This window comes from Chryseobacterium gallinarum, assembly GCF_001021975.1.
GTDB classification, from domain to species: domain Bacteria; phylum Bacteroidota; class Bacteroidia; order Flavobacteriales; family Weeksellaceae; genus Chryseobacterium; species Chryseobacterium gallinarum.
The window spans coordinates 449,083-466,383 of record NZ_CP009928.1; the positions used below are offsets into that span (position 1 = coordinate 449,083).

Genomic DNA, 17,301 nt, shown 5'->3' on the forward strand with positions numbered 1-17,301 from the left:
TATGAAACAAATACTATTCCTTTTATTATTTCCTTTTTTATGCTTTTCTCAAACACAACTGCAAGATGAAGATATATCTGCGGCGGCAGGAAATGAATATGAAACTTTATTAACTAATATTGGAATAGATCGTGAAGGTGGGTTTGCAATCAATCATTTTTTACATAAAATGGGTTTTAATCCAGATGAAAAATTTACGCAACGCGGCGAAAATTTTAAACAGAAATATGTACAACAAATTGTATCAGGAAACGCAAAGCCGGCAGTAATATGGGTAAATTATTTAAACAAGAAAGTTAAAGGATATGATTTCCCAATTACTCAGAAAGTAGATATTTCAGGCGATACTGAGAACATCATTAAATTTTATGTAAACTTTTGGAGTCGTGCTATTAACTTTAAAGATACCAAGCCGGGAGAAACAGTTACCACGCGTTTTTTATCCGATGTTGCCGCACTTTCAGTTGGAAGTAACGGACAGTCTAAAATAGTAGTAACTACGGCAAAAGATTATTATAAGTAATCACATTTTAACAATAAAATCCGACTCAGTATTAACCTGCCTTTCCGGCAGGTTTTCTTTTGCAACATACTTAACAATAGGTTCGGCATCAACCTTTATCATTTGGGAACAATTCGCCTTTGTATCATCGGTAATGGTGGCTTCATATTCGTAAACCGTAACGATAACATTGTTATGATCCAAGTCGTCCTCGTCAGCCACCTTTTTTAATTCACTGAATTTTGTACCGCTCAATCCTTCCAGTGCAGCATCCACTTTTTCGTTAAGATCAAAAAAAGCCAATGCCAGTTCCTGGTCAATACTCCCCGTATAACTTTCTGCATAATTCTCACAAATTACACGTACACGGACAACGCCTTTTCCCTCTTTAATCCCATTCCCGATGTCTGACCACTCGAAACGCATAAACGCGATTAAAACGGCGGGTTTCGGAACCATGACAATATTTTCCTTTTCAACCTGCCCGCGGTCTTTATCTATATAGATCAGTTCCTCCACCTGAGCTTCCAGATGGTCGGATATTTCTTTAAATACAATTCCTTTTATGCTCATGATATTATTTTTTTAAGTTCTGATATTAACATACGATCCAATGTTTTTTCGAGTGCCTTTGAATCGCCAATAAATTTTCGCTGCGGGATATCAATATGTGTTTTTGTTGTCAGGGCGAGCCATTTCCAGTACTCCTTTCCCGATTCCTTATATTTTGCCCAGAAGAACCTGCGCATCTTTGGGGTGATGAGAATTTTTCCACCCTCATTATGGATTTTGGCATAATGGTTATGATTCCCAATTCCCACAACAACACGCGATTCCGAAACCTGTATTTTTTTAATTTCCCTTCGTGTATTCCCGGAACGTACCATTGTGGTTCTCGCTCCGGGATAGCTGCTTTTCTTCCATTTCTGGAAAGGAACATCCACAAAGCCACCAACGTTAAAATTTCGTTTAAAAAAATTCACCATTGTAATGGCTGCTTTCTGAGGAATGGTTCTTTTAAAATTCCTGTATTTTGCGCGGAGCCTGTCAAACTCCTGAGCATTATTCTGGTTACGCATTGGCTCTGATTTCTATATCGACGATCATTTCATTAAATATCTGTTCCAGTATTTTCCTGATCTCCTGCGGGTTTTCTTTGATGTTGGTAGTCTTAATGGTCAATTCCTTAACAAAAGACTGAATATTGAAAATCATTTTTTTACCGTCCCCGCCGGTTCCGGTTCCAGACAATAAATTTTTGGCTTTGTCCTTTTTGCCTTTCGCACTTCCTCCAGTCTGTGGATCCAAAGCTGCGGCAGGTTTTCCACCCGGTGGAACCAAGCCTGCAGACGGCGGAACACCAGCGGCCGTAGTTATTTTATTTTGGGTGGTGATCTTAACGGCTTTTTTAACCGGTTTTTCCAGTTCTTTGTTCCATCCGTCATAAGCTCCTTTTACTACGTTGGGGATTAATTTTGCTGTATCTTTTACGGCACCGAAACCCTTTGATAATGCTGACTTTATTTTATCCGTATCAAGGGTAAAAATGCCCACGAGCAAATCGCCCACTCCGCCTAAAATATTGACCGCAATATCTTTAATGCTTTTAAATACGGAATGAACCACCCCGACAAGAGCATTTAATAACCGTTGTACCCAGACCGTTTTTTTACCCCATTCATATATCGCATTGATAACACCGAGAATCGCGTCTACGGCTTTAAAAACAACGCCGATCACAACGCCCAATATTTCTCCTACGTAGCTAATTGCCGGAGCGATTAATTCCCATACCCATGTTAAAACACCCATGATATTGGAAAGGAACTGAGCAACGTTCCCGGATTCATACATTGCCATTATATTATCCATTAAGGCAATACGAACATAATTAAGAGCCGTTTCCACGCCACCAAGTATTTTTCCGATCAGTTCAAAAAGAGGGGTTAAAAATCTAATAACCCCGGCAATACCTTCCATTGCCATTTTGGCAAAGTTGGTATCCCCTGAAAGCCGTACAAAATCACTATTCCTGATTGCATCAATCACCGGCTGAAAAGCTTCCGCCACACCTGAAAGTGCATTTTTAACCGGCTCGGTATAATTCATCATATCAGCCAGGAATCCGAACAGGTAATTTCCGGCATCCAATACTCCTATAATCAGCGGGCGGAATGTTTCTCCGGTTTTCAGTTTAAACTGTGTTAACGCATTTTCCTGCCTGTTGATAGCTGATTGCATCGAGTTCATTGCTGCAGGTAAGCCGCCCTCAAAAGTGTTTTTTAATTCTTTTGAAAATTTGGGCAGGAAATCCTCCGCCATAATTTTACCACTGTCTAACATTTCGTTAAACTGTGCCTGCGTCATTCCCATAGCGCGGGCAGCAATACCCAACGCACCCGGAATCCTTTCCCCCAACTGCCCCCTGAGTTCCTCGGCAGAAACTTTTCCTTTAGAAGCCATTTGTGAAAGAGCCAAGAAAGCCCCCTCACTTTGTTCCGCCGACAGGTTCATCACCGAAGCGGCAATTCCGACAGCTTCGAAAATATCCCGCGTCGCCTGTCCTTCGAGGGCAGTCCCTTTGAGGGATCCGGTTAACGTCTGAAATCCTTTATATGAGGATTCCATATTAAGGTTAAGGTCTTTTATTGTAGTATCAAGAAACGCCATGTTTTTTGCCCCTTCCTGACCGGAAGCAAAAACAATTGCATTTTCCATTCCCTCGAATTTTGAAGTAATACCAGTTATTTCTTTTCCGAAGTTGATCACCGCACCCACAGACAATGCAGCAAGAATGGCAATCCCGGCAGTCTTGGCGTATTGTGCAAGACTGCTAAAAGTGCTTTGTCCGGTATTTTTTAACCTCCCGATACCGCTATTGGTCGTATTCACAGCATTATCCAAGCCCCGTGTTTCATTTCGTGCACGGCTGATCCCGTTACTAAAGGAGCGGTCAATTAAATCTAAAGCATATTGTAAACCGTTCATTTTTATTTTATTTTTTAGTGGTATTGACAAGCAAACCTTTACGGATTGTATCCGCATCGGCGATCAATTCAAAATCGGTTACTTTTACCGATTCGGTGGTCACTTTAAAAGCTCCATCCTTATAAAATCGTATAAATACCGACTGCGGAACTTTACTGGAATCACTCCAGTAGACCTCATCCGGTTTCATAAGCGTTTCCCTGATCTGGGTAAATAGTTGATCATCTAATTTTGAGGCTTTGGCATCAATCCAGACTGGTAAATTTTCAGAGGTTATAATTCGCGCCATTCCGGTTTTATCAATATGGCTTTTAATGGTAACCGCTTTTTCCGGGTAAGAATTTTTTTTGACCTTTGCCCATTCTGAAAGCCCGTAATCAGTAATTCCCAAATCATCCACATTAATGGGCATGGCATCTTGCGGCAGCTTTTTTAAATAGCTTTGCGCTTGGGTAAAGACCTGATCACTATCTCCCCAGTTGACATCAAAGCCTTGTTTCTGCATTCTTTCCCAACCATCCGGATCAATTTCTTTGGCACCGTCAAAGCTTGTAATTTCCCCGTCGTAATCATCGAAAATATCCTCAGCATCGGTGCGGCATTTCCAATGAAGCGGAGGCAGGAATTTCCATGAATTTTGATCCCTCTTGTCAAAGACTTTCCCGTCCAGACTTCTACAAATAACAGTCGTTCCGTCATCTATAATGGCATTCAATCTCCAGTAAGGTGCAATTTCTACGTCGTCCATCATTTCCAGATACCGCGCCGCCATATTGGAGGTGGCATTGGCGTGATCCCATTCCGTTCTCAAATACAATTCCTTATAGTTCGGAAATACTGATTTTGCCTTATTCCTGAAATCGTTAAAACTTTTTACTTCAGGATCCTTCAGCATCTCATTAAGCTCGTAGACTTCCGCCTGCGTTTTGTCAACCCCGAACCGGTGTATATTATTCATCCAAGCCCTCATCCTGCGGTGGTCGGTACTGTCAAAATCAAAGTCCATTTTCCCGAACCCCTGTTTTATAGCCTCCAATAATGGAGTATGCGATGCTTTAAATTCGTTGTAGCTCCAATTGATGGTTCCGGGATTTTCATACAGCTGCCGCAAAAAATTTTCTTCCTGTGGCGTTATATCCCTGACATTTGCTGGGTGTTCCATTTCTGCCTCACAACCTGAAAAATGATTGTGAGGCGTATTAAAATTTGTGCGCCTATTTTGTGGAATAGGCTGCGGCGGCTCACCGCCGGAAACTTCTCCGACAATTTCCACGTCCAGCTCGGTTTCGATCTGTTCCTTTTTGATTTTGTACCCTAAATCTTTAACCCCCTTGAAAATTTCCAGTCTTTCCTTTGGGGTTAATTTTTCGTTATCATTCCATATACAGGTGTCTGTTTCTTCAAAAGGATAGCCCAACCCGCGGAGCCACGGCAAGACATCATCATTGATAAAAAACATCACAAAGGTTTCATCGTCCATTGTGATGAGCTTTTGAGTCCCGTTAATGATTTCTCCCGTTTTAGCCCGGCTTCCGGTATCTTTTGCCGTTTCGGAATTTCCGTCAAAAAGATTGGCAAGCTCTTCGTTACAGGCTTTTCTTTTTTCGTTAAACACGTTAAAGCTGTCACGGCTGTTGGACTCTTTGATGTCAATTTCCACCCCTTCCGGGAACCTTGCCCATCCGGCGGAACCCAAATCTTTTAACCATTTATCAACTTCTTTTTTTACACGCGGATCCGTTGAAGCAACCTTTGCGGTACGCATCGGGATTCCGAACATTTCCTCGAACTCATCCCAGTTCTGCCATGAATGCTTTTTAAAAATCCATAGCGGGATCGCCTTATTTAAAAGCCCGATGGAATGCTCATGATTCACCCACAACATCCATTTTTTAAGGTCTCCATCCCTGAAGTTTTCGCCCTGCAGATCATAAGGATAGATTAATATTTCTGTGGTTTCCGGTACAATATGATCCCGGTACACAAAGGACAGGTTTTTAATAAATCCGTTTTCGTCCAGTTCCTTTGGGTACATGAGTGTATAGCTGAAATAAATGCTGTCAAGGGTATATTTTATAAGGTTCTTAAACCAAAGCTTTTGTAGCAGCTTGGTCTTTTCCTCGTTAATTTCCCCGTCTTTATCAACAATGGCAACCGATTTATTGGAAACCCTGAGTTTACGGGTTTCGCTGCGCCCGTAAATAAAAGGATCGTCCAACACTTCCTCCATAATGTCAATAAGCATCTTACGGCGTGGCATTATCGGATCAAGGGCTGTAGCTCTCGCAATTTTCCAATCCCTGATTTCCTTATTGTAGAAAGTCCGCTGACGCTTGATCGCATCTACCATCTGAGTGACGGCTCTTTCATAGTCTTTATCTTTACCGCCAACGAAGGCATTATGTAAAAAATCACTGACCGCTTGTATTTTAAATTTCATTTAAAAGGTATTTAAAAGGTGATTAATAGCGTTCCGAATATTTCGGGTTGCTTCCAAATTCGATAACCTGGCTTCCGGTTCCTTCTCCACTTTCTCCTTCGTCGGGTTTCTCCGGCAAATCCGGTGAAATATCCCCTTTGGATACGGCTTTCAGCCAGTCTTTGGCAGCGTTATAGCGGATAATCCTAAGCTCAGGAATAACATCTCCCGCAGAATTAGCGTGTAAATGATAAATAGCGATGTCAACCATGTACATAATAATAAGCGCGTTTCTATCGGCTCCGGTAGCGGAAAATATCTGCACCACGTTGTACCGTTGTCTCAGGTAGCTTTCCATTTCCGCCTGAGCGGCAAGCTCGGCTTGGTGCTGAACATCTTCTTTCCTTTGGATAATAATCTGTTTAATCCAGTTTCGGATCTGTACTTCGTAGTCTGTATCAGTTAAAAAAGGCATTGTTCCAATTTTTAATAAGCGTTATCATTTTTTCTTTCGTGTTTTCCCATGCCGAGGGAATCTTCGTCCCAGTCTTCCGAATCAGAAACAACAAACTGATCCAGAAAGAACCACGCGCCTTCGTCGGCATCCGGAGCGTCGTCCGCGGTATTATATCCCGGTTCTATTCCCTTGACCTGTAAGTTTCCTTCCACCATATCCGGATCGTTTTCTTCCTCTACATTGTAGACCACGTTTCCGGACGAGTATTCCGGCTCCATTCTTACCATACGGGTGTATTTATTGGGTTTTTGCCTTTCGTCGGTCAGTACACTAAGCGGGTATTTGTATTTTTTACAGGCGCGTCTGAGGGCTTTTTTTACCGGTCGGGTGTAAAATTGTTTTTCCATATACCAGATGATCCCCACACCGGGCGGCAGGTTTTTCTCAACTTTGATCATCCACTCGAAAACGTCCTCAAGTTCGCAGCGTCGAGTGAACCTTTTAATACAGTAGCGTTTGAACTTGTCCTGTCCCCAAACTGATACGGCTTTAAAGTCCGAAGTCTGGCTATTTTCAAAACTCGGATCAAAATACCCGATGATGATATCCATTTTGGAGAGGTGCGGAAGTTTGGCAAAACGGAAATATTTGTTTTTAAAGATTTTTCCTTCAATATCCGTTTCGTGAAAAAATTCCTGCTTGGCAAGAACGGTTCCCGCCTTGGCAATTTTCCGCAGGAGTTCTTGTAATGAATACCGCTGCCACCAAGCCGGCTTTCCGTTTTCGATGGCTTTTACTTTGGAATGATAAATGCCCTCTCTTTTCTTAGCTCCGGGTTTGGTATCTCCTACGATATTGGCAAGGATTGAATTATGGTGAATACGGTTCCCGCCCATAGCGAAACGCGCCCCTTTGATACTAAGGGCAAAATACATGGCTCCTAAAATCTTTTTAACCACCTTATCCACCCTTTTCGGATTGTGAACAATGTCGTCATCATCCACGTCATCCACCACACCGTAATTGGGACGTTTTTCGTTTTCCCTTGCCCCACGCGGGGACTGATCACGACCAAAGGCAAGGAATCGGATTCCGTCTTTTGTTGTAAAATCCCCGTCCTCCCATGACCCGAAATTATATTGCTCCCCAAAGTCATGGGCAAAGAGTTTATTGTATTGCAGCTGCGCCTGAAGGTCGGATAACAGATTACACGCGTCATCCTCATTTTTCCCCATTAAAAGCATTCCTGTAAGCTGCCCGTGGGCAATGAGCCACATGGGTATAATGATCGTCAGGTGTACCGATTTTGCGTGTTCCCGAGGCCATTCAGCAATCCCGAAAAAGTTAGGATCATCAAGGCAGGCGTTGGCAAATTCAATCTGAAAATCCGCGCAATCAGCATCTGCGTATAATTCAAAATAGGTTTTAACAAAAAAATTATAGTCGGTTAATGCCCTTTTAATTCTTAATTTTTGCGTTTCCTCCGTATCATTAAAGGCAACGGCAGCACTGTTCTGTACCTGTGAACAGAACTCCAGCCATTCGTTATAATCCCTTTTTGTGATGGTGAGTGCCGACATTACTTTTCCCCGATTTTATAGTCCACGTATTTTTTTTGCAGCAGGTTGATTTCTTTTGCCAGTTCTGCGTCCTGAGTAAAGGCGTACGTCGTGAAATCCTTAAATACATTAATGATCTGGCTGATGGTTACTTTTTTATTCGACAGCTTTTCAATACTGTTGGCAATCTGAATAATATCATTGGGTTTACTCTTCGGATCTTCACTCAGGGCATGCGCCTTTTTATACAAGTTTTCAATGATCTTTCGGGCGGTAACCGTTGATGCGCTTTTAAGCAAATCCCATTCACCCTCGGTTTTCCATTTGCCCAACGTTTTTTCTGTGACGTGAATGATTTCTGCTATTTCCTTCTGTGTTTTGTCCGTTTCCAAAAACAAGTCCTGAGCAATGGCATATTTCTCGTCATTGGTCAGCTTTTTCTTTTCATTCATTCCTTATATATATGAAGCAAAATTGCTTTATATAAGGGCATTACCGAAGCTGGCTGTTAGTGGCTACATGAAAATATATAACCACTAAATGAAAATATTTAGCCGCTAACCGGCAGCTTTTTTCGGGGTGTTTTTCAGCCAATCTTTGCCTTATCAAAATCAAAGAAATGTCTAAAAAACCCTTCCATTATGAACTCAAAAATCAGGTTTCCGGCGGTGCCGAAATCAGGATGTACGGTTATATCGGAAAATATGATGAGTTCGACTATAAAAGGTTCCAACAGGTTTTTAGGGATGCATTGCAAACTCATAGTGATTTAACCATAAGAATGCACTGCGGGGGCGGTTCCGTGTATGAGGGACTCGCCATTTATGACCTGATCCTAAATTCAGAAGGACATACCAAAGTCATTGTTGAGGGAATGGCGGCATCAATGGGCGGGGTGATTGCCCTTGCCGGTGATGAAATCGAGATGAACGATAACGCCTTCTTTATGATGCACGCTGTAACAGCCGGATGTTTCGGAAATAAAAATGATTTTAAAAACGGGATTCAGCAGATTGAAAACTGCGAAGAAAGGCTCGGGAAAATCTTTGGCGAAAGAACAAAAGCAGATGAACAGACGATTAAAAACTGGTTCGATTCCGGGCAGGATCACTGGCTGAGTTCCGATAAGTGCTTAGAACTGGGAATTTGTGACCGGGTGATTAAGCCTACCAAAAAAAGAAAGACTGGGCAGGAAGCCGAAAACATCACAAACAAAACTCCAGAAGAAGCCTTTGAATGCTTTAATCTGTATCCCGACCCCCCTGAGGACAATAATATTAATCAACATACTGAAATGAAAAAGGAAGCAATTTTCGCCGCTTTAGCTGCGGCAGGATTGGCGGGAAAATTAACCGCTTCGTCTTCGGATAAAGAATTTGAACAGCATCTGGAAGAGTTGCTTGGAAAAGCAAAAAGAACCGATACGCTCGAAAATGAGCTAAAGGAATTTAAGGAAACACAGGCGGAAGTTTTGATTTCCGGAGCCTTAAAATCCGGTAAGATCACCAATGCCGAAAAGGACGAATGGATCAAAGATGCCACCCAAAATTATGCACTCGTAGCAAAATCACTCGAAAGAATGTCCGGCAAACCTGATCCCAACGCGGGGTTAGAAAGACTAAAACCGATAGTGGACGGAGGTAAGCACGAACTGTTAAACGGACGTGAAAAATGGACGTTCTCCGACTGGCAGGAAAAGGATCCGAAAGGTCTGGAAAGGCTTAACGAAGAAGCCAAAGAAGAATTTGAAAAATTGTTTAACGCTGAATTTGAAGACTAAAAAATGGCAGAATTAATAGACGGGTTATACCTGAATAAATTTGTAGCCCCACAATTACTGAAGGAGTTTAAAAACTACAATGATAAATTTTTGGTGGCACTGGAACCGGCACCGGAAGGAGCTATTGCTGCAGACGGGTTACGTCAAAATAAGCTGATTAATAATGTTGGGTTTTATGTCAATAATACGGCTCCCTTCACCGCAAAATCAATGTCCGGTAAAAACAATATTATCCCGTGGGATAAACTGGATACCGATCCGACAAAGGTAACAGACGCGGAGGTCAGGGCTTTAGCTTTTGACAAAAGAGCCGAGGTGCGTGTAAAACATTCTCAGGGATTCAGGATCGGGATCCGCGATTATGTGATGAACAAACTGGCACCCGCTGAGAATGTTTCTGGAGCGATGCCCGTACTCAGAACAACAGGGGCGGTATTTAACGGCAGAAAAAGACTGACGTTTCAAGACCTGATCAATTTCTATAATGAAATTGAAACCTTGAATCTGATTGATGACGATACCTCGGAATCTCCGAACTTCTGGAACATGATCCTAAACTCGGAACACCGTTCCGATCTTAAAATTGATAAGGCGGGAACCGCTAACCACAGGGATAATCTGGAATTTGACAAAGATACCGGGGAGTTCAAGAGGTTCTATAAAATGAGGATGTGGGAAAATAACGCGGCTCCGTTGTATTCTGCTACTGGAGAGCTGAAAGCGCGTGGCGCAATCAGGGAAGACGGCGATCAATATGCTTCAACATTTTTCTATACGCCAAATACGGTGTACCATCTGGAAAAATTAAAAATCCTTTATAAACCGGAATATCAGGACACCACTAATGCGGATCCTACTTCCGAGTTCAGATTACAGGCATACGGGCTTTGTGATAAAAAGCAGGAGTACGGGTTTGGAGCAATCATTTCTGATAACGGTTAAAAGCATAAACAATGAAATTATCTATTAAAGCCTTGGAAATTGCGGCTACACAGATCGGGAAACAGGAAAACCCGCCCGGATCCAACTGGGGAGAACCAGTTAAAAGTTACCTCTCCAGTGTGGGGATCGGCTTTGCCGCCCCGTGGTGCATGGCTTTTGTGTATTGGTGTTTCCGTCAGGCTTCCCAAACAATGAATGTTAATAATACGGCAATCAAAACAGGCGGTGTGTTAGCCGCTTGGAATAAAGCCGCTAACAATATAAAATCCTCTAATCCCGCTATCGGATCCGTGTTTATTATGGATTTCGGCAAAGGGCAAGGGCATACCGGTCTCGTTGAAAATTTCGACAGTCAATTTATTTATACCATAGAAGGAAATACCAATGACGCCGGTAGCCGTGAGGGGATTAAAGTATGCAGGAAAAAACGCCTGAGAACTACTATTAAAGGTTATTTAAACTATTAAAATGAAATCTTTTTTTAACTCTATATCTATTTTATTTTGTCTGGCACTGTTGGTTTCCTGTGGAAGCAGGAAGCCACTGCCGCCGGAAACAATCACCGACACCCGATTTGTAAAACAGGTCATCCGGGATACGGTGTTGGAGGTTCAGGCAGATTCTACTTATTACAACGCCTGGATTGAATGCATTAACGGTAAACCGGTTCTAAGGGAACCCAAGCCGGAGAACAGAGAAAAAAGAGCCAAGAACCCAGACCGCAGCAAGTCGTTACAGAAGCCTAAAGTTATACTGGACGAAAACGGAAAGCTAACGGTTGAATGCCGCAAGGAAGTAGAACAGGTCAAAGCACAGCTTACGGCTTATTACGAATCGCGGCTCAAAGAACGCATTCAACCGGTTGAGATCGAAAAGCCCTTTGCATGGTATCATAAAATATTGATGTGGGCGGGTGGGATTTTTCTTTTCCTGATCGGGTTTGTCATCACTATTAAAATTAAAAATTCACTTCATGTCTAATAAAAAGAAATTTCAGGAAAAAGCCAACGCGCTTTTTGAAAAATACCCGGAGGCTAATAAAATCTTTATTTCAGAAAACGGGCAGTGTTTTTTTGAAGAAAAGGCGGCTAAAGATTACCACGAATTAAGAGGGTTTGAAAATCAGCCGGAAGTCTTTTTTCGTGAAGGGTATGAGGACGAGGACGATTCGGATTTACAGGAAGCTCTGCACAATTCTGAACTGGTAAGAAAGTCTTTAGAAGGAATTATCGAAGATGTGGCAGCGGTTTGTGATCTTGACCAGGACTATGAACCGGCAAACGCTGACACGGACGAAACCGTTACCGCTGTTATCTCGCTTCGTGAAAAATATGTTGAAAAAGACCGCTTGCTTACCGAAATGGGTGCCGAAGTAGAAAGGCTTTCCAATGTTGAAAAGGATAACGAAAATTTAAAGGGGCAACTGGAAGCAGCCAATAAACAGATTGAAGCTTTAAATAAAACCCCAACTATTAAAACCAAAAAAGATGCGTCCCAGACTGATAGTACAAAAGCTTAATGGCGGGCTTGGGAGAAGGAACCCCTCCGCCGATATGGTGACCGGCAGCGTGATGAACGCTGTTGCCACTTCTGAAATGGTATTGGGAAATATTTACACATTAAAAAATATTCAGGAGGTCGAATCATTGGGGCTTAGTGAGGAATATGACCAGACCAACAAGGTACTCGTATATGAAAGGTTACGGAGGTTCTTTGTTCATAACCCATCAATAACAGTATATTTTATGCCAGTGGCTCAGGGCGTAACCCTAACGCAGATGGTGGATAAGGACAATAACTATTTAGCCAAATTATTACGGGATAAAGCCGGTGAAATTGTTCAAGCCTCAGTTTCATTAAATCCGGATGAGGATTATACACCAACCATAGAAACAGGACTCGATAAGGATAGTATTGATGCTATTTACAAGGCACAGGCTTTGGCAGATTCCGAATGGGCAAAAGACCGCTACTGTGAAATTTACATTGAGGGCAGAAGCTTTTCTGGAACATCGGCGGCGGCTCTTAATTTAAGAACACTCTTAAGCGAATGCCCGGACATTTCTGTGGTGATCGGTTCAGATTATCAGGTTTCTAACAGGGATAACCTATACAAAGGCTATGCAGCTGTTGAAGATTATACCGCAATGGTTTCTAAGGCAGATGTTTCACAGAACGCAGGGGAACAAATAGGTGATTTTAACCTGACCAACGTTGATGCGAACACCTTTATCATTCCGGGCCTGAGTTCCGGTAATAAACTGAGTGATTATTCGGATACGGATTTGGATAATCTGGACGATAAAGGCTACATCTATTTTGCTCCCATTGTTAATCTGGGCGGGATTTCTTCAACTGCAGGAATCTATATCAACGATACGCATACCTGTGCTAAAATTACCTCGGATTTTGCCTATGGGGAAAATAACAGAACCATAAAAAAGGCGATCAAACTCGCCAAGGCAGCACTAACCCCGAAAGTGAAGGGACGTATATACGTGGATGAAAGCACGGGATTTATGGCACCGGAAACGGTTAAGGACTTAGAAACCATTACAAAGGTTTCGCTTGACCCGATGGTGGCAAACGGAGATATAAGCGGCGGTGTGGATGCGTACATCAATCCAGAGCAAAATGTACTGGCGACAAGTGAATTTATCGTGCTGTTGACCTTTATTCCGGTAGCTATCGGAAGGAGGATTACCTTAAAAGTGGGTTTCAGAAACCCTTTAAATACTCAATAAAAATGGTTACTCAGACAAGAATAAACGGAAAATACAGGAATTACGGAAATGTCCGTATTACCGCTTTGGGCGCGACCTTCATGGGCGTTACCAAAATAGAATACAAAAGAACCGACGCCATTGATCCGGTAAAGGTCGTGGGAACCACCAAATCGGTTGGATATACACAAGGCGACGAAATATGCGAAGGAAGCATCGGGCTTTTGAGTGAAACGGTGGACGCTATTCAGGCGAAACTGCCAAAAGGAAAAACCCTTCAGGACATTCCGCCTTTCCCGATCACAGTTTCCTATGTTGATGACACCGGATTACAGGTTTGTCATGTCCTTTACGGCTGTAAGTTCAAGGAGAACGGAAGATCAGCCGAGGCAGGAAGCAATGATGCTCTGGTCGTAGAAAGTCCATTATACATTCACGATATAGACTTTGCAGCATAATGAACCGGCAGGAATTAAGGGACAAATGCCGTGAAATGGGCATCCCATTTACATCAAAAGACACTAACAACCAATTAACTGAAAAAATAAGACTTAAAAAAATGAAAAACGAAACACAGGAAGGTAATATCACCGCTGAACAAATCGCAGAGTGGAAGAAAAAATTTAAAACGGATAAGCTCCACAAGCTGACGGTAAAAGATAAAGACGGAAACCCTATTGTCGGTTATCTGAAACCGCCGGGAAGAGAAATCAAAGCCACCGCGCTTTCCATGTATTCACAAAATAAAATTTTAGAATGCGGGGAATTTATCCGGGATAACTGCTGGCTTGGCGGTGATGAAAGGCTAAAAATGAGCGGTGACATTGCCGATACGGCGGCAATTCAGGCATCGGGTATTATCAAATTTTTAGAAGCAGAACTGGGGGAAGTTTAGGGCTTCCGATCAATAAGGAAGCCGGATTTGATTTCATACGAAAAGTGGGTGCCCTTATAAGCTATCATTTTAAAATTCCTTATCCAGAGGAACTGGATGACCAGACCTTCTGGAATAAATGGGAACAGCTGAAATGGGTACTGTTTTTTGAGAACAAAAGAGCTAACGCAAAAGAGGGAGAAAATGTCGAGTTATAATATTAACGTTAAAGAACTGATTAAACAGCACTTTCCGTTTAAGCTTGGGTTTGCCACTCAGACCGTAGCAGATGCACTTTTTAACGGTTTAGATGATATACAGGTGCTGCCAACTAATAATGAACTTGCCAAAGTTTCCGTCATGGGAACGCCGGTCTGGGATTTTATAGACCTAAAGCCCTCTTATATTGAAGGAACCGGTGAACAGTTCGGCGGGTATTCTTTTCCTCTTGAAACGACTATTGAACCCATAAGACCTAAAAAGATTGTGGAAACCGATATTTTCGGGCGTGACGGAAACGTAGAGGAACTTATCGCTCTGGATGACTGGCAATTGACCATTAGAGGGCTTATTATCAATTATGACAGTACGGATTACCCGGAACAGCAGGTTAAGGAATTGCAACGGGTTTGTGAACTCAAAACCTCACTTCTGGAATGCGAAGGAACCTTATTAACGATGCTCGGTATTCATTATATGAGCATTCACAAGCTGACCTTAACGCCGTCGATCGGATACTCGCATATTCAGGCTTTTGAAATTGAGGCAAAAAGTAAAATTCCTTTTATAATCTCCCCGTAATGGTACCCTGTATTGAAATATTGATCGGAAAATTAAAGTTCACGGCGGCAACGGAAATTAATATTAAAAAAAGTTGGCGAACCTTTACCGATACTGCGGCAATCAAACTTCCGAAAGCCATCTATTATTATGATGTTAACGGGATTTTAAAACCGGTGGAACACCTCGGAAATTTTATAAAAGTCGGTGACAAGGTAGAAATCAAACTGGGATACAACCGCCAGTTATTTACAGAGTTTACCGGTTATGTGGCAAGGTCGCCACGGGTTAATATACCCTATGAATTGATTTGCGAGGATGAAATGTGGCAGCTCAAAAGAAGAGAAACAAGCGTGTCTATTGAGAATGCTACGGTACAGCAAATTATTCAGGCTGTGGCTCCGGGGTATGAACTCGATTGTATTGATGAAGTCTACGGAGATTTTTCGATGAAACAGACTACCGCTGTAAAAGTTTTTAATGAGCTTCAGGAGAAAGCGGGCATTTATACTTTTTTCAGAGACGGACGCCTGGTATGCGGTAAAATCTATTCAGACGAGAAAGTTTCAAAGACTCAGCCAGTGTTTGAATACTGCGAGAATATTATTGATCACAACCTGCAATATATTTTCCCGGATGAAGCAAAGGTAAAACTGTATGCAAAATCTAAAAATAAGGATGGCAGCTATACACAGGTCGAAGTTGGAGAAGACGGAGGAGATATTGAACATTGGGAAGTGCCTGCAATGGATATGAAAGAAAAGGAGCTGAAAGCAATGGCTGAAAATCGTCTTAAAAGTCTCAAAAGATTTGGCGGGTATAAAGGTACTATAACCTCTTTTGGTTGGTCGCGTGTGGAACACGGACAGGTAGTACAAGTAAAAGATAAAAAATATGAAGAAAGGAACACCAAAAACTTTGTTGATGAAGTCGAAATCAATGTTAGCGCAACCGGAGGTTATAGAAGAACGATTGACATAGGAAGAACATACAGGGATGGAGAGTTTAAAAAAATTACTTAATAGGTTTCCGGTGGTTTTAGATACGGCAAAAGTTGTGAGTATAACTGATGATAAATGCCATGTTATAAGCCTTACAACGGGTAGCGATTTTAGAAAATGCTCAATCAATTCAATAATTGAAAATAAGGATAATAAATTATTGATATATCCCAAAATAAACAGTGTTGTCACTATCGGAATTTATTCTACCAATAATAAGGCTGTAGTCCTTTCCGTAAGCGAGGTTGAAAAGATTTACTTCAGGAACGAAAAATCGGAGTTCACATTTGATAGTTCCGGTTTTCAGTTCAACCGTGACGGTGAAAACTTAAAAGAAGTCCTCAATGGGTTTCAGGACGGGTTCGGAAAATTGTGTGATGAGTTGGCAAAAGTGGTGGTTTCAATTGGTGTAACTCCTGACGTTCCGGCAATCATGCAGATCAAAGATGATATTGTAAACGCCAATAAACAGGCATTAAACAAAATTTTAACTTAAAAATTATGATTGATATACTACTGAATGAAGACAACGACATTTCCATTGTAAACGGTGACTTTCAGATTGGGGAATCAGAACAGCAGGAAATAGAAAGCATACTCATTGCTTTTAAAGGAGAATTTAAAAATACACCGCTTTTGGGTGCTGAACTCCCCAGAATGCTAAAGGCAAGAAATACCCGTCAAGGAATCACCCGTGAGGTGAATGAACAGCTTAAATATGACGGCTTCACTCGCATTGACTTCAAAATTGAAGATGCTGAAAATTTCACCATAAACGCCCAAAGAGATGCCACTTAATAAAGCTCAGCTCATCCAAAGGCTTATTACTATGCTAAATAAACCAAAAACGACAAGTAATGTAGAAACAGCGGCTCAGGAATTGGCGGACGCCATCGAGGAATTTGTCAAAAGTGGAACTGTAACCGGAGTTTGTGGTGGCGCGGGAAGTCCTTTAACACAGGGAAAAGTGACATAATGAAAGTAATTATTTTAAATAATCAGTCTATTCTGGACATTGCAATACAACACACGGGATCAGTAGAAAACTGCTTTGCCATTGCCGTGGCTAATGGCTTGTCAGTTTCGGATGTGTTGTCTGCAGGATCACTCGCTGAAATTCCGGAGGATGTATTTAAAAATACAGATGTACTGAATTATTATAATGCTAAGAACATACAGCCGGCAACGGGTTCGACAGCCGAACAGTACAGCGAAATACCAACATTAAAAGGTATCGGATATATGCAGATTGCAAACGGTTTTAAAGTAAGTTAAG

The 17,301-nt window shown here is 41.9% G+C and carries 23 protein-coding genes; 16 read left to right on the top strand and 7 right to left on the bottom strand.

Annotated elements, in window-relative coordinates:
- Window position 1 precedes the first annotated feature (1 nt).
- Window positions 2-523, top strand: a complete 522-nt coding sequence (locus OK18_RS02030; protein ID WP_053326916.1) for a hypothetical protein — start codon at window positions 2-4, stop codon at window positions 521-523.
- Here the strand turns inward: OK18_RS02030 and OK18_RS02035 are convergent, their stop codons facing one another.
- From OK18_RS02035 to OK18_RS02065, 7 genes are read right to left on the bottom strand one after another with little or no spacing between them, the layout of a single operon-like run.
- A complete protein-coding gene (locus OK18_RS02035; RefSeq protein WP_053326917.1) occupies window positions 524-1,075 on the bottom strand; it encodes a hypothetical protein in 552 nt (183 codons plus the stop codon).
- Complete coding sequence (locus tag OK18_RS02040; protein ID WP_053326918.1) at window positions 1,072-1,581, bottom strand: phage virion morphogenesis protein; 510 nt, start codon at window positions 1,579-1,581, stop codon at window positions 1,072-1,074. Before OK18_RS02040 ends, OK18_RS02035 begins: the two co-directional genes overlap by 4 nt.
- On the bottom strand, window positions 1,574-3,490 hold the full coding sequence (locus OK18_RS02045) for a tape measure protein (RefSeq protein ID WP_053326919.1): 1,917 nt from the start codon (window positions 3,488-3,490) through the stop codon (window positions 1,574-1,576). Before OK18_RS02045 ends, OK18_RS02040 begins: the two co-directional genes overlap by 8 nt.
- A 7-nt stretch (window positions 3,491-3,497) precedes the next feature.
- Entirely contained in the window at window positions 3,498-5,930 is a 2,433-nt protein-coding gene (locus OK18_RS02050; protein ID WP_053326920.1) for a phage portal protein family protein, read from the bottom strand.
- Between the two features lie 22 nt (window positions 5,931-5,952).
- On the bottom strand, window positions 5,953-6,384 hold the full coding sequence (locus OK18_RS02055; protein ID WP_053326921.1) for a phage protein Gp36 family protein: 432 nt from the start codon (window positions 6,382-6,384) through the stop codon (window positions 5,953-5,955).
- A gap of 11 nt (window positions 6,385-6,395) precedes the next feature.
- A complete protein-coding gene (locus OK18_RS02060) occupies window positions 6,396-7,946 on the bottom strand; it encodes a hypothetical protein (protein WP_053326922.1) in 1,551 nt (516 codons plus the stop codon).
- Window positions 7,946-8,377, bottom strand: coding sequence for a hypothetical protein (locus tag OK18_RS02065; protein WP_053326923.1), 432 nt, complete (start codon window positions 8,375-8,377; stop codon window positions 7,946-7,948). Before OK18_RS02065 ends, OK18_RS02060 begins: the two co-directional genes overlap by 1 nt.
- Before the next feature lie 167 nt (window positions 8,378-8,544).
- Here OK18_RS02065 and OK18_RS02070 point away from each other — a divergent pair, with 167 nt between their 5' ends.
- The 15 genes from OK18_RS02070 to OK18_RS02135 all read left to right on the top strand — a co-directional run bounded on the left by OK18_RS02070 (window position 8,545) and on the right by OK18_RS02135 (window position 17,300).
- Entirely contained in the window at window positions 8,545-9,705 is a 1,161-nt protein-coding gene (locus tag OK18_RS02070; RefSeq protein WP_053326924.1) for a head maturation protease, ClpP-related, read from the top strand.
- A 3-nt stretch (window positions 9,706-9,708) separates the two neighbouring features.
- On the top strand, window positions 9,709-10,647 hold the full coding sequence (locus OK18_RS02075) for a hypothetical protein (protein WP_053326925.1): 939 nt from the start codon (window positions 9,709-9,711) through the stop codon (window positions 10,645-10,647).
- A gap of 11 nt (window positions 10,648-10,658) precedes the next feature.
- Window positions 10,659-11,114: a CHAP domain-containing protein gene (locus OK18_RS02080; protein ID WP_053326926.1), complete on the top strand. Its 456-nt coding sequence runs from the start codon at window positions 10,659-10,661 to the stop codon at window positions 11,112-11,114.
- 1 nt (window position 11,115) lies between these two features.
- Window positions 11,116-11,628: a hypothetical protein gene (locus OK18_RS02085; protein ID WP_053326927.1), complete on the top strand. Its 513-nt coding sequence runs from the start codon at window positions 11,116-11,118 to the stop codon at window positions 11,626-11,628.
- Complete coding sequence (locus OK18_RS02090) at window positions 11,621-12,166, top strand: hypothetical protein (protein ID WP_053326928.1); 546 nt, start codon at window positions 11,621-11,623, stop codon at window positions 12,164-12,166. Before OK18_RS02085 ends, OK18_RS02090 begins: the two co-directional genes overlap by 8 nt.
- Window positions 12,135-13,391 carry a DUF2586 family protein gene (locus OK18_RS02095; protein WP_053326929.1) on the top strand — a complete coding sequence of 419 codons (1,257 nt, stop codon included), beginning with the start codon at window positions 12,135-12,137 and terminating at the stop codon, window positions 13,389-13,391. The genes OK18_RS02090 and OK18_RS02095 overlap by 32 nt, the downstream gene beginning before the upstream one ends.
- Window positions 13,392-13,393: 2 nt before the next feature.
- Window positions 13,394-13,828 carry a hypothetical protein gene (locus tag OK18_RS02100; RefSeq protein ID WP_053326930.1) on the top strand — a complete coding sequence of 145 codons (435 nt, stop codon included), beginning with the start codon at window positions 13,394-13,396 and terminating at the stop codon, window positions 13,826-13,828.
- 101 nt (window positions 13,829-13,929) lie between these two features.
- Window positions 13,930-14,265 carry a hypothetical protein gene (locus tag OK18_RS02105; protein ID WP_156173199.1) on the top strand — a complete coding sequence of 112 codons (336 nt, stop codon included), beginning with the start codon at window positions 13,930-13,932 and terminating at the stop codon, window positions 14,263-14,265.
- Window positions 14,266-14,309: 44 nt separating this feature from the next.
- Entirely contained in the window at window positions 14,310-14,462 is a 153-nt protein-coding gene (locus OK18_RS21025) for a hypothetical protein (protein ID WP_156173200.1), read from the top strand.
- On the top strand, window positions 14,449-15,045 hold the full coding sequence (locus tag OK18_RS02110) for a DUF6046 domain-containing protein (RefSeq protein WP_053326932.1): 597 nt from the start codon (window positions 14,449-14,451) through the stop codon (window positions 15,043-15,045). The genes OK18_RS21025 and OK18_RS02110 overlap by 14 nt, the downstream gene beginning before the upstream one ends.
- Complete coding sequence (locus tag OK18_RS02115) at window positions 15,045-16,046, top strand: hypothetical protein (RefSeq protein WP_053326933.1); 1,002 nt, start codon at window positions 15,045-15,047, stop codon at window positions 16,044-16,046. The genes OK18_RS02110 and OK18_RS02115 overlap by 1 nt, the downstream gene beginning before the upstream one ends.
- Window positions 16,021-16,521: a hypothetical protein gene (locus OK18_RS02120; protein WP_053326934.1), complete on the top strand. Its 501-nt coding sequence runs from the start codon at window positions 16,021-16,023 to the stop codon at window positions 16,519-16,521. The genes OK18_RS02115 and OK18_RS02120 overlap by 26 nt, the downstream gene beginning before the upstream one ends.
- Window positions 16,522-16,526: 5 nt before the next feature.
- Entirely contained in the window at window positions 16,527-16,823 is a 297-nt protein-coding gene (locus OK18_RS02125; RefSeq protein WP_053326935.1) for a hypothetical protein, read from the top strand.
- Window positions 16,824-16,854: 31 nt separating this feature from the next.
- A complete protein-coding gene (locus OK18_RS02130) occupies window positions 16,855-17,001 on the top strand; it encodes a hypothetical protein (protein ID WP_156173203.1) in 147 nt (48 codons plus the stop codon).
- The gene (locus OK18_RS02135) at window positions 17,001-17,300 is read left to right on the top strand and encodes a hypothetical protein (RefSeq protein ID WP_053326937.1); all 300 of its coding nucleotides are present in this window, start codon (window positions 17,001-17,003) and stop codon (window positions 17,298-17,300) included. The genes OK18_RS02130 and OK18_RS02135 overlap by 1 nt, the downstream gene beginning before the upstream one ends.
- The last annotated feature ends 1 nt before the right edge of the window (window position 17,301 follow it).

Excerpts from the sequence above, each read along its gene's own strand:
- OK18_RS02030 (WP_053326916.1), top strand. The coding sequence starts at position 2 with ATGAAACAAATACTATTCCTTTTATTATTTCCTTTTTTATGCTTTTCT.
- OK18_RS02035 (WP_053326917.1), bottom strand. The coding sequence starts at position 1,075 with ATGAGCATAAAAGGAATTGTATTTAAAGAAATATCCGACCATCTGGAA.
- OK18_RS02040 (WP_053326918.1), bottom strand. The coding sequence starts at position 1,581 with ATGCGTAACCAGAATAATGCTCAGGAGTTTGACAGGCTCCGCGCAAAA.
- OK18_RS02045 (WP_053326919.1), bottom strand. The coding sequence starts at position 3,490 with ATGAACGGTTTACAATATGCTTTAGATTTAATTGACCGCTCCTTTAGT.
- OK18_RS02050 (WP_053326920.1), bottom strand. The coding sequence starts at position 5,930 with ATGAAATTTAAAATACAAGCGGTCAGTGATTTTTTACATAATGCCTTC.
- OK18_RS02055 (WP_053326921.1), bottom strand. The coding sequence starts at position 6,384 with ATGCCTTTTTTAACTGATACAGACTACGAAGTACAGATCCGAAACTGG.
- OK18_RS02060 (WP_053326922.1), bottom strand. The coding sequence starts at position 7,946 with ATGTCGGCACTCACCATCACAAAAAGGGATTATAACGAATGGCTGGAG.
- OK18_RS02065 (WP_053326923.1), bottom strand. The coding sequence starts at position 8,377 with ATGAATGAAAAGAAAAAGCTGACCAATGACGAGAAATATGCCATTGCT.
- OK18_RS02070 (WP_053326924.1), top strand. The coding sequence starts at position 8,545 with ATGTCTAAAAAACCCTTCCATTATGAACTCAAAAATCAGGTTTCCGGC.
- OK18_RS02075 (WP_053326925.1), top strand. The coding sequence starts at position 9,709 with ATGGCAGAATTAATAGACGGGTTATACCTGAATAAATTTGTAGCCCCA.
- OK18_RS02080 (WP_053326926.1), top strand. The coding sequence starts at position 10,659 with ATGAAATTATCTATTAAAGCCTTGGAAATTGCGGCTACACAGATCGGG.
- OK18_RS02085 (WP_053326927.1), top strand. The coding sequence starts at position 11,116 with ATGAAATCTTTTTTTAACTCTATATCTATTTTATTTTGTCTGGCACTG.
- OK18_RS02090 (WP_053326928.1), top strand. The coding sequence starts at position 11,621 with ATGTCTAATAAAAAGAAATTTCAGGAAAAAGCCAACGCGCTTTTTGAA.
- OK18_RS02095 (WP_053326929.1), top strand. The coding sequence starts at position 12,135 with ATGCGTCCCAGACTGATAGTACAAAAGCTTAATGGCGGGCTTGGGAGA.
- OK18_RS02100 (WP_053326930.1), top strand. The coding sequence starts at position 13,394 with ATGGTTACTCAGACAAGAATAAACGGAAAATACAGGAATTACGGAAAT.
- OK18_RS02105 (WP_156173199.1), top strand. The coding sequence starts at position 13,930 with ATGAAAAACGAAACACAGGAAGGTAATATCACCGCTGAACAAATCGCA.
- OK18_RS02110 (WP_053326932.1), top strand. The coding sequence starts at position 14,449 with ATGTCGAGTTATAATATTAACGTTAAAGAACTGATTAAACAGCACTTT.
- OK18_RS02115 (WP_053326933.1), top strand. The coding sequence starts at position 15,045 with ATGGTACCCTGTATTGAAATATTGATCGGAAAATTAAAGTTCACGGCG.
- OK18_RS02120 (WP_053326934.1), top strand. The coding sequence starts at position 16,021 with ATGGAGAGTTTAAAAAAATTACTTAATAGGTTTCCGGTGGTTTTAGAT.
- OK18_RS02125 (WP_053326935.1), top strand. The coding sequence starts at position 16,527 with ATGATTGATATACTACTGAATGAAGACAACGACATTTCCATTGTAAAC.
- OK18_RS02130 (WP_156173203.1), top strand. The coding sequence starts at position 16,855 with ATGCTAAATAAACCAAAAACGACAAGTAATGTAGAAACAGCGGCTCAG.
- OK18_RS02135 (WP_053326937.1), top strand. The coding sequence starts at position 17,001 with ATGAAAGTAATTATTTTAAATAATCAGTCTATTCTGGACATTGCAATA.